Raw genomic sequence first — 15,355 nt, forward strand, 5'->3', positions numbered from 1 at the left:
GATGTCCTTTCCTCTGCTGACAGCGACGGCGGTACTGCCGGCCGTGGGCGCCATCGCCACGGCCGCCGTACCGGCGAAGCAGCGCACGGCGGCCAAGTGGCTCGCGCTGTTGTTCTCGCTCGGGACGCTGGTGGTCGCTGCGGTGGTCGCGGTGCGCTTCGACCCGTCGGGCGCGCGCTACCAACTGACCGAGTCGCACTCCTGGATCAGGGACTTCGGAGTCCGCTACGAACTGGGCGTGGACGGCATCGGGGTGGCGCTCATCGCGCTGACCGCGCTGCTGATCCCGTTCGTGATCCTCGCGGGCTGGAACGACGCGGACCCGCTGGAGACCGGCAGCACCAGGTGGCGGCCGACGCAGGGCTTCTTCGCCCTGATCCTCCTCGTCGAGGCGATGGTGATCATCTCCTTCGAGGCCACCGACGTCTTCCTCTTCTACATCTTCTTCGAAGCCATGCTCATCCCGATGTACTTCCTCATCGGCGGCTTCGGGGACCGCGCGGGCCCGCACGGCGAGAAGGAGGCCGCGACCCAACGCTCGTACGCCGCGGTCAAGTTCCTCCTCTACAACCTCGTCGGCGGGCTCATCATGCTGGCGGCCGTCATCGGCCTGTACGTGGTCGCCGGGAGCTTCTCGCTCTCGGAGATCGCCGAAGCCCGCGCGAGCGGCTCGCTGGACATGGCGACCAACACCGAGCGGCTGCTCTTCCTCGGCTTCTTCTTCGCCTTCGCGGTGAAGGCCCCGCTGTGGCCGCTGCACACCTGGCTGCCGAACGCGATGGGCGAGGCCACGGCCCCGGTCGCCGTACTGATCACGGCCGTTGTCGACAAGGTCGGCACCTTCGCGATGCTCCGCTTCTGCCTCCAGCTGTTCCCGGAGGCCAGCAAGTGGGCGACGCCGGTCATCCTCGTCCTGGCGCTGATCAGCATCGTCTACGGCGCGCTGCTCGCGGTCGGCCAGCGCGACATCAAGCGGCTGGTCGCGTACGCGTCGATCTCGCACTTCGGCTTCATCATCCTGGGCATCTTCGCGATGACCAGTCAGGGCCAGTCCGGCGCGACGCTCTACATGGTCAACCACGGTATTTCGACGGCCGCGTTGATGCTGGTCGCCGGGTTCCTGATCTCGCGGCGCGGCTCGCGGCTCATCGCCGACTACGGCGGTGTGCAGAAGGTCGCCCCGGTGCTCGCCGGCACGTTCCTGATCGGCGGCCTGGCGACGCTCTCGCTGCCGGGGCTCGCGCCGTTCGTGAGTGAGTTCCTGGTCCTGGTCGGCACGTTCTCGCGCTACCCGGTCATCGGCATCATCGCCACCATCGGCATCGTGCTCGCCGCGCTCTACACGCTGGTCCTGTACCAGCGCACCATGACCGGCCCGGTGAAGCCGTCGAACGAGGGCATCGCCGACCTGAAGGCGCGCGAACTGACCGTCGTGGTCCCGCTGATCGCCGTACTGATCTTCCTGGGTGTCTACCCGAAGCCGCTGACCGAGCTGGTGAACCCGGCGGTCAAGCACACCCTGTCCGACGTCCAGAAGAAGGACCCGAAGCCGGAAGTGGAGGCGGCCCACAAGTGAGTTCCCTGCTGAGTGCTCCAGCCGTCCACAGCCTGTGGACAAGTGCCGCCGATCCGATCTCCAAGATCGACGCACCGAAGATCGAATACGGGCAATTGTCCCCGACCTTGATCGTCATCGGTGCCGCCGTCCTGGGGATCCTGGTCGAGGCGTTCGTGCCGCGTAAGTCCCGTTACTACGTCCAGGTGTTCCTGTCGGTCGTGGCCCTCGCGGCGGCCTTCGCGGCCGTCGTCGGCCTCGCCGCCGGCGGGTACGGGACGACCAAGGCACACATCGCGGCCATGGGCGCGATCGCCGTCGACGGCCCCGCGCTCTTCCTGCAAGGCACCATCCTGCTGGCCGGGCTCGTCTCGATCTTCACGTTCGCGGAGCGGCGGCTCGACCCGGAGGCGCACGGCAACCGCGTCGACTCGTTCGCCGCGCAGGCCGGTTCCGTACCGGGCAGCGAGAGCGAACAGCGCGCTGTGAAGGCCGGGTTCACGACGACCGAGGTGTTCCCGCTCGCGCTCTTCGCGATCGGCGGCATGCTGGTCTTCCCCGCGGCGAACGACCTGCTGACGCTCTTCATCGCCCTGGAAGTCTTCTCGCTCCCGCTGTACCTCCTGTGCGCCGTGGCCCGCCGCAAGCGGCTCGTGTCGCAGGAGGCCGCGGTCAAGTACTTCCTGCTCGGCGCCTTCGCGTCCGCGTTCACCCTGTTCGGCATCGCGCTGCTCTACGGCTACGCGGGCTCGGTCTCGTACGCCAAGGTCGCGAGCGTCGTCGACGGCACGGTCACCAGCATCGACCCGGCCCTCGCCGACACGATGGGCAACGACGCGCTGCTCCTCATCGGCGTCGCGCTCGTCGTCATGGGCCTGCTGTTCAAGGTCGGCGCCGTCCCGTTCCACATGTGGACGCCGGACGTCTACCAGGGCGCCCCGACGCCCGTCACCGGCTTCATGGCGGCGGCGACCAAGGTGGCCGCCTTCGGCGCGCTGCTGCGGCTGCTGTACGTGGTCCTGCCGGGCCTGCGCTGGGACTGGCGGCCGGTCATGTGGGCGATCGCCATCGTCACGATGCTCGGCGGCGCGATCGTCGCGATCACCCAGACCGACATCAAGCGGCTGCTGGCGTACTCGTCGATCGCGCACGCCGGGTTCATCCTGGCCGGTGTGATCGCGACGACGCCCGAGGGCGTCTCGTCGGTGCTGTTCTACCTGGGCGCGTACTCCTTCGTGACCATCGGCGCCTTCGCCGTGGTGACGCTGGTGCGCGACGCGGGCGGCGAGGCCACGCACCTGTCGAAGTGGGCGGGTCTCGGCCGCAGGTCGCCGCTGGTCGCGGCGGTCTTCGCCGTGTTCCTGCTGGCCTTCGCCGGTATCCCGCTCACCTCCGGCTTCGCGGGCAAGTTCGCCGTGTTCAAGGCGGCTGCCGAGGGCGGTGCGGGCGCGCTGGTCGTCGTCGGTGTGGTGTCCTCGGCGATCGCCGCGTTCTTCTACATCCGCGTGATCGTCCTCATGTTCTTCAGCGAGCCGAAGGCGGACGGGCCGACCGTGGCCGTGCCCTCGCCGCTGACCATGACGACGATCGCGGTGGGCGTCGCGGTCACGATCGTGCTGGGCCTCGCGCCGCAGTACTTCCTGGACCTCGCGAGCCAGGCCGGAGTCTTCGTCCGGTAGTCCCGCAGCGCACGCGTGAGCCGGTGCCCGGCGCCCTGGGAGGGGCGCCGGGCACCTCTGCGTGCGGCCGGTTCTCCCGAGCCTGTGGATAACTTTCGGGGTTGTCGGTGCGGACCCCTATCGTTGGCGGAGCAGTCGGACGACGGACGGGACAGACGGTATGAGCGAGGTGACGGAGAGCGAGGCCCTTGCCACGCTCCACCGCGTCTTCGGGTACGACGCTTTCCGCGGTGAGCAGGAAGCGATCATCGAGCACGTCGTGGCGGGCGGGGACGCCGTCGTCCTGATGCCCACCGGTGGCGGCAAGTCGCTCTGCTATCAGATCCCGGCCATGGTCAGACCCGGTACGGGCGTCGTCGTCTCGCCGCTGATCGCGCTCATGCAGGACCAGGTGGACGCGCTGCGGGCGCTCGGCGTGCGCGCCGGGTTCATGAACTCGACGCAGGACTTCGACGAGCGGCGGACCGTCGAGGCCGAGTTCCTCGCCGGTGAGCTGGACGTGATCTATCTCGCCCCGGAGCGGCTGCGGATCGACAGCACCCTCGACCTGCTCTCGCGCGGCAAGATCTCCGTCTTCGCGATCGACGAGGCGCACTGTGTGGCCCAGTGGGGGCACGACTTCCGGCCCGAGTACCGGGCGCTGTCCGTGCTCGGCGAGCGGTGGCCCGACGTGCCGCGCATCGCCCTCACGGCGACCGCGACGCACGCCACGCACCAGGAGATCACCCAGAGCCTCGGCATGCCGCGGGCCCGGCACTTCGTGGCCAGCTTCGACCGGCCCAACATCCAGTACCGGATCGTGCCCAAGGCCGAGCCGAAGAAGCAGCTGCTGACCTTCCTGAAGCAGGAGCACGAGGGCGACGCGGGCATCGTGTACTGCCTGTCGCGCAGGTCCGTGGAGGCCACCGCCGAGTTCCTCAGCAAGAACGGGATCGAGGCCGTGCCGTACCACGCGGGCCTCGACGCCGGGACGCGCGCGGCGCACCAGTCCCGCTTCCTCCGTGAGGAGGGGCTCGTGGTCTGCGCGACCATCGCGTTCGGCATGGGCATCGACAAGCCGGACGTGCGGTTCGTGGCCCACCTCGACCTGCCGAAGTCCGTCGAGGGGTACTACCAGGAGACCGGCCGCGCGGGCCGGGACGGGCTCGCCTCCACGGCCTGGATGGCGTACGGCCTCCAGGACGTGGTGCAGCAGCGCAAGCTGATCAACATGGGGGAGGGCGACGAGGCGTTCCGCCGCCGGGCCTCCTCCCACCTCGACTCGATGCTGGCGCTCTGCGAGACCGCGCAGTGCCGGCGCGCCCAGCTCCTGACGTACTTCGGGCAGGAGGCCCCGGCGGCCTGCGGCAACTGCGACACCTGTCTGACGCCGCCCGAGACCTGGGACGGCACGGTCGCCGCGCAGAAGATCCTGTCCACCGTGGTGCGGCTGGACCGGGAGCGGCGGCAGAAGTTCGGCGCGGGCCAGATCATCGACATCCTGCTCGGCAAGCGCTCGGCCAAGGTCATCCAGTTCGACCACGACCAGCTGTCCGTCTTCGGCATCGGCGAGGAGCTGAGCGAGACCGAGTGGCGGGGCGTGGTGCGGCAGTTGCTGGCGCAGGGGCTCGTCGCGGTCGAGGGCGAGTTCGGGACGCTGGTGCTCACCGAGGAGAGCGGGAGCGTGCTGGGGCGGGAGCGGGAGGTGCGGCTGCGCAAGGAGGCGCCGCGGCCGGCCTCGTCCCGGTCCGCCCCGCGCGAGCGCAAGGCCAAGACCGTCGCGGCCGATCTGCCTGCCGAGCTTCAGCCCGTCTTCGAGGCGTTGCGGGCCTGGCGCGGGGCGCAGGCCAAGGAGAACGGGGTTCCGGCTTATGTGATCTTCCATGACGCCACGTTGCGGGAGATCGCTCTTCAGCGGCCTTCTTCGTTGGGGCAGTTGGGGACGCTCGGCGGGGTCGGTGAGAAGAAGTTGGCCACCTGGGGGCCGGGGGTGCTGGAGGTTCTGGCCGGGCTCGATGGTGCCGGTGCCGGTGCCGGTGCCGGTGGCGGTGGCCGTGATGGGGTGCCGGAGTTCGATCCCGGGCCCGAGCCTGATTTCGGGCCGGAGCCGGAGCCGGAGGATGTCGACTGGTGACGGCCGGTGGGGGCTGGTCGCGCAGTTCCCCGCGCCCCTGGGTTGTTCTTCGGGTGCGGCCCGGTGGCCGCTTCCCGCGCAGTTCCCCGCGCCCCTGAAAGATCCGCGTCTGCCCTGCCGGGCTTCGTCGCTACCTGCGGCCCGGTGGCCCTGCTTCGCGCAGTTCCCCGCGCCCCTGAGATGCGCACTTCGTGCGGCATCTCATCGGCCCCCTCAAGGGGAGGCTGCGCGAAGCGCATGCCTCAGGGGCGCGGGGAACTGCGCGACCAGCCACGACGGTGGTGCACCCGGGAGGCGACCCAGGGGCGCGGGGAACTGCGCGAGAAGAGGCCACCGGCAGTCAGTCGGGGTACGAGCTATGGGCGCGCCACGATGCGGCCCGTTACCTCGCCCAGGGACAGTCGGGTGCCGGACGGGCCCGGGGCCCAGGCCGTCAGCGTGACCTCGTCGCCGTCCTCCAGGAAACCCCGTTTGCCGTCGGGGAGTTCGAGAGGGTGTTGGCCGTTCCAGGTCAGCTCGATGAGGGAGCCGCGCTCGTGTTCGGCGGGGCCGCTGACGGTGCCGGAGCCGTAGAGGTCGCCGGTGCGCAGCGAGGCGCCGTTGACCGTCATGTGGGCCAGCATCTGGGCGCCCGTCCAGTACATGCCGGAGAAGGGCGGCTCCGAGACGACGTGGCCGTTGACGGCGACCGTGATGTGCAGGTCGTAGCCCGCGGGGTCCAGGCCGGGGTCGGCGTCGTCCAAGTAGGGGAGGAGCGGCACCGTGCGCGCGGGCGCGGGGACGCGGGCCGCGTCCAGGGCATCAAGAGGCGTGATCCAGGCGGAGATCGAGGTCGCGAAGGACTTGCCGAGGTGCGGGCCGAGCGGCACCGTCTCCCAGTTCTGGATGTCGCGCGCCGACCAGTCGTTGAGCAGGCACAGGCCGAAGACGTGATCGCGGTAGGAGGAGAGGGGGACGGACGTGCCTTGGGGCGACGGGACGCCGACGACGTAGCCGACCTCGGTCTCGATGTCGAGGCGGACCGACGGGCCGAAGACGGGGGCCGGGTCCTGCGGGCCCTTGCGCTGGCCGCTGGGGCGGACCACGTCGGTGCCGGAGACCACGACCGTGCCGGCGCGCCCGTGGTAACCCACCGGCAGGTGCTTCCAGTTGGGCTTCAGCGCCGCCTCGTCCGGGCGGAACAGCTTGCCGAGATTCGTGGCGTGGTTCTCGGAGGCGTAGAAGTCGACGTAGTCCGCGACCTCGAACGGGAGGTGCAGGGTGACCTCGGCGAGCGGGTGCAGATGGGGGCGGACGGCGTCGCGGTGCGCCGGGTCCGTCACCCATGACGTCACGGCGCGGCGCACGTCCGACCAGGCCGTACGGCCCGCCGCGAGCAGGGAGTTGAGCGTGCGCCGGGCCAGGAGCGGGCTGTGGGGCGAGCCGAGGGCCTCGGCCGTCGCGCCCGCGTCGAGGACGTGGCCGCCGAGGCGGACGCCGACACGCGGGCTCTCGCCGGCGCGGCTGAAGACTCCGTAGGGGAGGTTGTGCGGGCCGAAGGGGTGGCCTTCGGGGAGGTCGAGCGGGTCGACGAGCGGGGTGTGCCCGGACGCGGCTGCGGCTGCCATGCCTACGTGCCTCACTTTCGAGACGTTCGAGGGTGGATCACAGGGTGGATCACACAGGTGGGCCACACGTTACGTGGACGCCGGGTGTTCGGGCAGGGGCTAAAGAGTTCGTAATGTCCGAATGACCCGTTGTTGGCGTGGTCACTTCCGGCATAGCGTCTATGTCGGTTCGTAGGGGGATCAGGACACGTGGGGGGCCCGTGGCCAGAAAAGCCGGTGACGCACGCGGTGGCGCTGGACCGGTACCGCTCGCCGTGGACCGCGAGGTGCCGGGCCTGATCGTGAAGTTCGGCGACTATCCGCTGCACCACGGAGGCGTGGGCGCCATCCGCAGCCTGGGCCGCCTCGGCGTCCCCATGTACGCGATCACCGAGGACCGTTGCACCCCGGCCGCCGCCTCCCGCTATCTGCGCCGGGCCTTCTCCTGGCGGACCACCGGCGCGGAGGCGCCGGAGCACCTGGTCGACGGGCTGCTCGGGATCGCGCGGCGGATCGGCCGGCCCGCCGTGCTGATCCCGACCGACGAGGAGGCGGCCGTGCTCATCGCCGAGCACCAGGGCCCGCTGGCCGACGCGGGATACCTCTTCCCGCCCGTCGAGCCGGCGCTGCCGCGCCGCCTGGCCAGCAAGCAGGGCCTGCACGAACTGTGCGCGGAGCACGGGTTCCCGTCACCTGCGGCGGCCTTCCCCGAAAGCCGCGCGGACATCGAGGAGTTCGCGGCGAAGGCCCGCTTCCCGGTCGTGGCCAAGAACCGCGAGGCGTTCACCCGCCGGGCCCGCCCCGCGGTGGCCGGGACCACCCGCATCGCCACCCCCGAGGGCTTGCGCGCCCTCGCGCGGGACTGGGGCGAGCGGCCCGGCGTGATCCTCCAGGAGTATCTGCCGCGCGAGGACGCCGAGGACTGGATCGTGCACGCGTACGTCGATCAGGACTGCGCGCCCCGGGCGATGTTCACCGGGGTCAAGGTCCGCTCCTGGCCGCCGCACGCGGGGATGACCGCGCGCGCGTACGTCGTGGACAATCCGGACCTCGCGGACCTGGCCGCGCGCTTCGTCAAGCAGATCGGCTTCACCGGCGTCATCGACCTCGATCTGCGCTTCGACCGGCGCGACGGGCGCTACAAGCTGCTGGACTTCAATCCGCGGATGGGCGCCCAGTTCCGCCTGTTCGAGAACGAGGCGGGGGTGGACGTCGTCCGCGCCCTGCATCTGCACCTCACCGGCCGCGACGTCCCGGAGGGGGAACAGCGGGCGGGGCACCGGTACATCGTCGAGAACATCGACCTGCCGGCCCTGCTCGCGTACCGGCGCGGCGGCTACACGACCCCGCACGCCCCGACCCGCGCGAGCGGCACGGAGCTGGCGTGGTGGGCGGCCGACGACCCGTGGCCGTTCTTCACGATGCTGGCCCGGTTCGTGAGACCCGGCGTCCGGCATCTCTACCGGCTGTGGCGGACCAGCCGCCGCGGCGGCACGACCGGCACCTCCGTCTAGAGGGGGCGGGGACCGGCGAGCGGCACCACGGAGCAAGAGACGCAGTGGCAGAGCGACTGCCGTCCCGGGGAGGGGACTTCGTGATCCATCCGGTAGCTGTCATCGGCGCGGGCCCGTACGGCCTGTCGAGCGCCGCGCATCTGCGGGCGCGCGGCCTTCCAGTCAGGGTCTTCGGGGAGCCCATGGTGAGCTGGCGCTCGCACATGCCCGAGGGCATGATCCTCAAGTCGGTGCCGTCCGCGTCGAACATCGACGCGCCCCAGCGCGGCCACGACCTCGTCGACTACTGCGACGCGGCCGGCGTCAGGCGCCTCGTCACGGACGAGGACCTGGTCAGCGCCGAGGTCTTCGTCCGTTACGGGGACTGGTTCCAGCAGCGCTTGGTGCCCGCCCTGGAGCGGGTACGGGTCGTGTCGGTCGACCGGCGCGGCACCGAGGGCTTCGAGCTGAAGCTGGACTCCGGCGAGCTGTTCACCGCACGCGCCGTCGTCGTCGCCAGCGGCCTGTCGGGCCTGGAGCATGTGCCGCGCGAGTTCGCCGCGGCCGCGCCGGACGGACCCTCGCCCACGGGCCCGCTCTCGCACAGCGCCCAGCACCACGACCTGTCGCGGTTCTCCGGCAAGGAGCTGATCGTCGTCGGCGCGGGCCAGTCCGCCCTGGAGACGGCGGCGCTGGCGGCCGAGGCCGGGGCGAGCGTACGGGTCGTGGCGCGCGGCCGGGACCGGGTGCGGTTCGGGGTCCCGCCGTGGGAGCAGCCCCGGCTGCGCCCGGCGACCCCGTTCGGCAACGCCTGGTCGCTGTACGCGCTCACGTACTACCCGCACCGGTACCGCCAACTGCCGCCCGGCCTACGGCACTACCTGGTCAAGCGCGTGCTCGGCCCGCTCGGCGCGTGGTGGCTGCGGGAGCGGTTCGAGGGCAAGGTGGCCGTGCGCGAGGTCGCGGCGGTGCGGCGGATCACGGTGGCGGGCGGTGCGCCGGTGGTACAGGTGGGGACGCTCGGCGGACGGCGTGAGGAGCTGACCGCGGACCATGTCGTCGCGGCGACCGGGTACCGGGTGGATCTGGCGGCGATGCCGTTCCTCGGCGACGGCCTGCGCACGCGCCTCGCGGCCAGCCGGGGCACTCCGCGGCTGGGCCCCGGCTATGTCTCCTCGGTCCCCGGCCTGTACTTCACCGGCATGCTGGGCGGGTCGTCGTACGGCCCGGTGATGCGGTTCGTGTGCGGCACCGAGTTCGCCTCACCGCGCCTCGCGGCCCATCTCGCGGCCCGGCACGGCTAGCCGAACACGAGTGCGTCAGCCGGCCGCCGCGCGCCGACCCGAAGAGATGACAAGCCGGTCCGTGCTGCCCGCGCGGGCGATCGGCGCAAGGGCGGCCGGTACGCGTCGGTCCCCCGGTGCCGTCGGTCCGTATTCTTCGGATCATGCCCGCACCCGCATATGCACTCATCGCCACTGACCTGGACGGCACGCTGCTGCGAGGGGACGACACCGTCTCGGACCGGACGCGGGACGCCCTCACGCGGGCCGCCGCGGCCGGGGCCCGGCACATCGTGGTCACCGGGCGGCCGGCACCCCGGGTGCAGCCCCTCCTCGGCGATCTCGGCGGGGCGGGGCTCGCGGTGTGTGCGCAGGGCGCGCAGTTGTACGACGCGGCGCACGACCGTCTGCTCTGGTCGCTCACCCTCGACCGGGAGCTGGCCGAGCAGGCGCTCGGGAAGATCGAGGCCGAGGTCGGACAGGTGTACGCGGCCGTGGACCAGGACGGCGTGGACGGGCTGACGCTGATCGAGCCCGGCTATCTGATGCCGCACCCGACGCTGCCCGCGGTGCGGGTGCACCGCAGGGCCGAGCTGTGGGCCGAGCCCATCAGCAAGGTGCTTCTGCGCCATTCCGAGCTGGCCGACGACGAGCTGGCCGCCGTGGCCCGCGCGGCGGTCGGCCCGCTCGCCACCGTCACCATGTCGGGCCCCGGCACCGTCGAACTCCAGCCGCGCGGCGTCACCAAGGCGACGGGGCTCGAACTCGCCGCCGAGCGGGTGGGCGTGGGTCCCGCCGACACCATCGCCTTCGGCGACATGCCCAACGACGTGCCGATGTTCGGCTGGGCCGCGCGCGGGGTGGCCATGGCCAACGCCCACCCCGAGCTGAAGGCCGTCGCCGACGAGGTCACCGCGTCCAACGAGGAGGACGGGGTGGCCGCCGTCCTGGAGCGGCTCTTCGGGAGCGGTGCCTGACGGCACCACGCTCACCCCCGCAGCGCCGCCAGCGCCGCGAGTCCGAGTGCCGCCACCAGCGCCCACAGCCCGCCGCGGATGAAGGTGTACTTGCGGGCCAGGATCGTACTGACGTCGTGGAACTGGGTCAGCAGCCATTCGACGGGTGCCCGGCCCGCCTGCTCGACCAGCCGGGCCAGGCCCTCGACCGTGGCGTCGCGCAGCGCGTCGCCGTAGTACGTGACCTGCCCGGTCCGCTGCGCCCGGCGGGTGCCGGAGAACGGCAGGACCGCGCAGATCAGCAGACCGATTCCGGCCAGCCAGGCCGCCCCGGCCACGGCCCACAGCGCCAACTGGCCGCCGGCGGCCGAACTCATGCCGCGGGTGCCGACGAGGACCGGGAGCGTCAGACCGCCGGAGAGGAGGACCGAGGCCTTGGTGTCGGCACGGGACAGATCGGCCCGGGCGGCGTCGAGCAGCCGCTCCGCGACGTAGCGGGACTGCTCGGCCTCCGTCGCGGCGTGCGGCCGTGGTGCGGGCAGGGTCATCGGGAGTCGTCCGCGGGCGGTGCGTACGGATTCGAGTCGTCGGCGGTGGCGCGCTGGGGCGGGGCCGACGGCATCGGAGGAGCGGCGGCCGGCGCGGCCGGGGGCTTGTCCCTGGGCTCCTCCTTGAACAGGGGGACGTCCCCGGTGTCCCGCTCGGGCGGCACCGGCAGGGCGGTGGCGGGCTGCGGCAGGCCCTGGTCCAGGGCGCCGCCGGAGGTGGCCCGGGCGTAGTCGATGAGCCGCTGCACCTGGTCCTCGACCTGGTGCCGCTGGACCACTCCCGCGTCGATCAGCCGGCTGAGGTAGTCGAGGGCACCGGTGCGCTGCTCCTTCGCCTGCTCCTGCAACTCCTTGAGGATGACGCCTGCTTGAGCCGGGTCACTGGCCAGCAGGTACTGGTACTGCATGGCCTCGCCGCCCGCGATGAGGCGCCCGGCGAACTCCATGTTGGCCTGGGTGCGCAGGTGGTGGGCCTTGTCCTTGGCCATGTCCACCTCGGTGGAGTGCGACACGGCGATCATCTCGCCCATGTGCTTCTGCGCGGCCGCGCCCAGGTCGATGCGGACGAACACCCGCGTGACCAGGCCCAGATCGGCACCGAAGTCGGCCCAGCGGCCGGTCGCCAGCTCGTCCTGGATCGCCTCGTCGGCGGCCTGTGCCCGGTCGAGCCCGTACTGACGGGAGATGCCCCGCAGCCGGGCGAGCAGTTCGGGGCGCAGCATCTGCTCGACGTTCACCACGCGCCGGTCGGCGGCGCGATGGAAGTCCTGAACCTCCCAGTTGACGTCCGCCTCGGCGGTGAAGTCGGCGCGGTCGCCCTGGGAGGGCAGGGGCACCCGGAAGGAGACCTGGTGCCGGCCGCGGGCGATCCAGCACACCGAGGTGGGGCGGCCCATGAACGGCTTGTCGACGTGATCGGCCCCGCGCACGGTCACCACGCTGTGGCCGCCGTTCTTGTAGAACATCACGGAGGCCACCTGCGCGCTGCGGTGCTTGTAGCCGCTGTCGGGAGTGAACTCCCTGATGAACGGCCCCAGGAGGGGGTGCGGGAGCTGGATCTCCATGTTCTGCGGGGGTCGCGGGTTCTGGGGGTACCGAGGAGCCCCCCACTGGTTCGTGGACATCAGCGTGCGCCTTCTCCCTGGACCGCGTGGCGCAGCAGCCGCGCGTGGTCCTCAGCAAGTGGTGTGTACTGGTCCTGCGTCAGTTCGGTCAGCAGGGACAGCAGTCGTTTCCTGTCGTCGTCCGTGTGCACCGACAGTCCCAGGAACCGGGCGAGGTGCCCGGCCCAGGGCTGCCCCTGCGAGGCGGTCAGCCAGCCCTCCACGATGCCGAGCGCGGCCTCGTACGAGCGGCTGGTGTTGAGCGCGGTCCACAGCAGATCGGCCAGGGCGGGCGCGTGCTCCTCGTTGTCGACCGCGAGGGCGATCAGGAGCGGTGCGTCACCGAGGCCGGCCACGCCGGGTACCGGGTCCCAGACATGGGCCGCCGGGGTCTGCGCCAGGCTGAGCGTGCTCTGCAGGCCGAGGTTCTGCTCCTCGATGCGCGGGTGGGCCAGCCAGGACCTGACGCGCCGGGTCGGCAGGGTGTCCGTGGTGGTGCCCGCCAGTTGGGCCACGCAGTCGGCGGCGTCCTGGCGCAGTCCGGCCTCTCCGTCGGAACCGTCCTCCTTCCAGGTGCCGATCGCCGCGAGCAGATCGAGCGACTCGGCCAGGGAGGCGGTGGCGTGGCCCCGGCCGAGCACGGTCGCGGCGGTCCTGCGCAGTCCCGCCGAACCGCGCCGGGCCCAACTGCGCACCAGCGAACCGACCGCGGGACCGATCTCGGGGGCGGTGACGGCCAGATCGAGCGCGGTCGCCGCGAACTGACGCTGCCGCCACCGCTTCGACGCGGCCATCGGCTGCACCAGCTCCTGCACGGTGTCGGCGCAGTCCAGGCGGCACAGCACGCCGGTGGCGACGGCGGCGCGCACCCACACCTGGGCGCGCGGGTCGTCGCAGAGCGAGGCCAGCCAGCGCAGCACCGGACCGCGGGCGCCCGGCCGGTGCTCCCACAGGTGCTCCAGGACCGCCCCGGCGAGCCGGTCCCCGGCGAACCGGACCGTACGGACCGGAACCTCGGCGTCGCCGAGGGACTCGGTGCCCGGCTCGGTCACGGCGCGGGCGGCGGCGAGGCGGGCGTCGAGGCCGTCGTTGAACACGAGCCGTCCCGGGGCGCTGCCCGGGTCGGTCGTCACGGCGAACTCCCAGGCCAACTGCTCCGCCGCCTCCGTCACAGCGCTGACGGAGGCTCCGCCGAGCACGGCGAGCGCGATCCGGAAGGCGGCCTCGCGCAGCCGCGGCAGGCTCTCGGAGGCGAGCCCGCCCGCAAACCACTCGGTGGCCTGCGCGGTGGCGAACCCGCGGCAGGCGGCGCTCAGTTGGGCCTCGGTCAGTTGTCCGTCGACGTGCTCGGTGATCCGGTCGGCGAGCCGCGCCGCCTCGGCGGGCAGCAGGGTGCCGAGGCCGAGGGCGGAGTGCGTCGCTTCGGCGCCGGCGAGTCGCCGCCCGAGCGGCGTGCGGTCGCCGAGCGCCGCGAGCAGGCACTGTTCCAGGACGCCGAGCGGGTTCGGCGGCGTGTGGGCGGCGTGGTGGCGGTCGGGCGGCGGTGCCGGCACCCCGGGGTCGGGCGCCCGCAGCAGCACCGCGAAGGCGCCGCGCTCCGTCAACTGATGGCGCAGGTGGTCGAGTTGGACGCCGCTGGACGCCGTGGCCCGCTCCAGCGCGTATCCCCGGCCCTCCTCGATGTGCTCGCCCTCCAGCCGGTCGAGCTCGGTGGCGGTGTCCAGGCGGGAGACCTTGCCGCGGGTCACGTCGTCGAGGAGGGACAGCGCGGTGAACATCCGGCCCGTGCCCGCGCGGCCGTGCAGGACGAGGAGGTGGTCGGCTGCCAGGCGTCGCTTCAGGTCGGCGTAGCCGTCCGGCGTACAGAACGTGTCGCGCAGCCGGCGCAGCTCGTCGTCGGTGACCGGGCCGGCCACCAGCCGGGCGGCACCGCCGGGACCGGAACCGTAGAAGTTGATGGTGCCGACCTGGTCGGCACCCACGTATGTACTGGAGTCCCGCAGGTCGAAGGCGGTTCGCGTGGCGCGGTACGTGCGGGACGCGGCGCCCGCCGACTCCGGCAGCTCGTCGTCGGCGAGCTGCGCGTCCTGCGCCGCGTCCAGCTTGTCGTCCTTCGGGTTCCTGGGCTCCTTCGCGGGGCCGGGCTCCTTCTCCGGCGCCTGGGCGGCATCCTGGTCCGGGCTCATCGCTCACCGTCCGCGGGGCGGCCGATGTTGAGCGTGCCGATGTGGTCGACGTCGGAGACGACACTGCCGCTGCCGGTGTGGCTGATCGTGCGGTACGGGGCCGCCGCGGGAGGCGGCGGCGTGGATGGGCCGCCTTCCCGGCCTTCCCGGCCGGAATCCCGCGCCGCTGCCCCCTCCGCCGCCTCGGGCACCTCCGGCGGCACCGCGAGCCCCGGCACCTGCATCCACACGGTCTGCTTCCCCTCCTGCAGGGGCACCTCGTAACGGCGGTACCGCTCGGGCTCCACCCAGCGTCCGCCCCGCACCACGGCGTCCTGGTGCAGCCGGTCGGAGACGGCGACCAGCAGCGTGGCCCCGGTGGCCGCGCCGAGGACGGACTTGGCGGTGGAGCTGTTGCCGATGCGGCAGGCCAGGTCCACCGAGCGCCCCGACCAGCCGTGCGCGTCGACGGTGGTGGGACCGATGGTGAGCCCCGCGCGCAGCAGTACCGGTTGCGAGCGGCCGCGGTTGGCGGCGCGCAGGTCCTGGTGCAGGTACTCCAGCCATTCGCCCAGCACCCGGGTCGGCGGGACGTGCGGGGCGAGCAGGGCGAGGAGCCCGTCGCCGCGGTCGTCCGCGCGATACTGGTCGGGGGCGATCCTGGCCTGCTCGAACGCGCCGCGGGCCAGGGAGTGCAGGGTGGCGCGGAGCGCGGGGCGCTCGGCCTCGGGAACCCGGCTCGACCCCTGCACGTCGAGGCTGATGCTGAGTCGGTACTGGGCTTCGGGCTCCATGCGGGCTCCAAGTGCGGTGATGGCAAGCGCGGTTGAGGTGGTGGGGTCAGGCCCTCACTGTCCCGCGGTCGCGGGGATCC

Annotated in this window: 11 protein-coding genes; 6 read left to right on the top strand and 5 right to left on the bottom strand. The window is 72.2% G+C overall.

The genetic code is table 11. The features are described from left to right. The first annotated feature begins 1 nt into the window (after nucleotide 1). From K377_RS14585 to recQ, 3 genes are all read left to right on the top strand, one after another. Nucleotides 2-1,576 (top strand): NADH-quinone oxidoreductase subunit M, encoded by a 1,575-nt coding sequence (locus K377_RS14585; RefSeq protein ID WP_111663769.1) that lies wholly within the window; start codon nucleotides 2-4, stop codon nucleotides 1,574-1,576. Between the two features lie 8 nt (nucleotides 1,577-1,584). Further along, nucleotides 1,585-3,234: an NADH-quinone oxidoreductase subunit NuoN gene (gene nuoN, locus K377_RS14590; protein ID WP_111664161.1), complete on the top strand. Its 1,650-nt coding sequence runs from the start codon at nucleotides 1,585-1,587 to the stop codon at nucleotides 3,232-3,234. Between the two features lie 160 nt (nucleotides 3,235-3,394). After that, the gene (recQ, locus tag K377_RS14595) at nucleotides 3,395-5,347 is read left to right on the top strand and encodes a DNA helicase RecQ (RefSeq protein ID WP_111663770.1); all 1,953 of its coding nucleotides are present in this window, start codon (nucleotides 3,395-3,397) and stop codon (nucleotides 5,345-5,347) included. Nucleotides 5,348-5,703: 356 nt separating this feature from the next. Here recQ and fahA read toward each other — a convergent pair whose 3' ends face one another. Then, nucleotides 5,704-6,954 carry a fumarylacetoacetase gene (gene fahA, locus K377_RS14600; RefSeq protein WP_111663771.1) on the bottom strand — a complete coding sequence of 417 codons (1,251 nt, stop codon included), beginning with the start codon at nucleotides 6,952-6,954 and terminating at the stop codon, nucleotides 5,704-5,706. Between the two features lie 254 nt (nucleotides 6,955-7,208). Here fahA and K377_RS14605 point away from each other — a divergent pair, with 254 nt between their 5' ends. The 3 genes from K377_RS14605 to K377_RS14615 all read left to right on the top strand — a co-directional run bounded on the left by K377_RS14605 (nucleotide 7,209) and on the right by K377_RS14615 (nucleotide 10,686). Continuing rightward, the gene (locus tag K377_RS14605) at nucleotides 7,209-8,447 is read left to right on the top strand and encodes an ATP-grasp domain-containing protein (RefSeq protein WP_111663772.1); all 1,239 of its coding nucleotides are present in this window, start codon (nucleotides 7,209-7,211) and stop codon (nucleotides 8,445-8,447) included. Nucleotides 8,448-8,527: 80 nt separating this feature from the next. Next, nucleotides 8,528-9,730 carry an NAD(P)-binding domain-containing protein gene (locus K377_RS14610; protein ID WP_111663773.1) on the top strand — a complete coding sequence of 401 codons (1,203 nt, stop codon included), beginning with the start codon at nucleotides 8,528-8,530 and terminating at the stop codon, nucleotides 9,728-9,730. Between the two features lie 143 nt (nucleotides 9,731-9,873). Further along, nucleotides 9,874-10,686 (top strand): HAD family hydrolase, encoded by an 813-nt coding sequence (locus K377_RS14615; RefSeq protein ID WP_111663774.1) that lies wholly within the window; start codon nucleotides 9,874-9,876, stop codon nucleotides 10,684-10,686. Nucleotides 10,687-10,697: 11 nt separating this feature from the next. Here the strand turns inward: K377_RS14615 and K377_RS14620 are convergent, their stop codons facing one another. Genes K377_RS14620 through K377_RS14635 form a run of 4 tightly spaced genes read right to left on the bottom strand, consistent with a single transcriptional unit; the run spans nucleotide 10,698 to nucleotide 15,275 of the window. After that, the gene (locus tag K377_RS14620) at nucleotides 10,698-11,213 is read right to left on the bottom strand and encodes a Pycsar system effector family protein (protein WP_111663775.1); all 516 of its coding nucleotides are present in this window, start codon (nucleotides 11,211-11,213) and stop codon (nucleotides 10,698-10,700) included. Continuing rightward, nucleotides 11,210-12,337, bottom strand: coding sequence for a hypothetical protein (locus K377_RS14625; RefSeq protein ID WP_146614724.1), 1,128 nt, complete (start codon nucleotides 12,335-12,337; stop codon nucleotides 11,210-11,212). The genes K377_RS14620 and K377_RS14625 overlap by 4 nt, the downstream gene beginning before the upstream one ends. Continuing rightward, nucleotides 12,337-14,502, bottom strand: a complete 2,166-nt coding sequence (locus K377_RS14630; protein WP_111663777.1) for a hypothetical protein — start codon at nucleotides 14,500-14,502, stop codon at nucleotides 12,337-12,339. The genes K377_RS14625 and K377_RS14630 overlap by 1 nt, the downstream gene beginning before the upstream one ends. Then, on the bottom strand, nucleotides 14,499-15,275 hold the full coding sequence (locus K377_RS14635; protein WP_111663778.1) for a hypothetical protein: 777 nt from the start codon (nucleotides 15,273-15,275) through the stop codon (nucleotides 14,499-14,501). The genes K377_RS14630 and K377_RS14635 overlap by 4 nt, the downstream gene beginning before the upstream one ends. Nucleotides 15,276-15,355: the final 80 nt, after the last annotated feature.

The sequence above is a fragment of the Streptomyces sp. PsTaAH-137 genome (genome assembly GCF_003259365.1).
Taxonomy (GTDB): Bacteria; Actinomycetota; Actinomycetes; order Streptomycetales; family Streptomycetaceae; genus Streptomyces.

What these genes read in the sequence shown, in the direction of transcription:
- K377_RS14585 (WP_111663769.1), top strand. Translation starts at nt 2, where the DNA reads ATGTCCTTTCCTCTGCTGACAGCGACGGCGGTACTGCCGGCCGTGGGC.
- recQ (WP_111663770.1), top strand. Translation starts at nt 3,395, where the DNA reads ATGAGCGAGGTGACGGAGAGCGAGGCCCTTGCCACGCTCCACCGCGTC.
- fahA (WP_111663771.1), bottom strand. Translation starts at nt 6,954, where the DNA reads ATGGCAGCCGCAGCCGCGTCCGGGCACACCCCGCTCGTCGACCCGCTC.
- K377_RS14615 (WP_111663774.1), top strand. Translation starts at nt 9,874, where the DNA reads ATGCCCGCACCCGCATATGCACTCATCGCCACTGACCTGGACGGCACG.
- K377_RS14620 (WP_111663775.1), bottom strand. Translation starts at nt 11,213, where the DNA reads ATGACCCTGCCCGCACCACGGCCGCACGCCGCGACGGAGGCCGAGCAG.
- K377_RS14625 (WP_146614724.1), bottom strand. Translation starts at nt 12,337, where the DNA reads ATGTCCACGAACCAGTGGGGGGCTCCTCGGTACCCCCAGAACCCGCGA.
- K377_RS14630 (WP_111663777.1), bottom strand. Translation starts at nt 14,502, where the DNA reads ATGAGCCCGGACCAGGATGCCGCCCAGGCGCCGGAGAAGGAGCCCGGC.
- K377_RS14635 (WP_111663778.1), bottom strand. Translation starts at nt 15,275, where the DNA reads ATGGAGCCCGAAGCCCAGTACCGACTCAGCATCAGCCTCGACGTGCAG.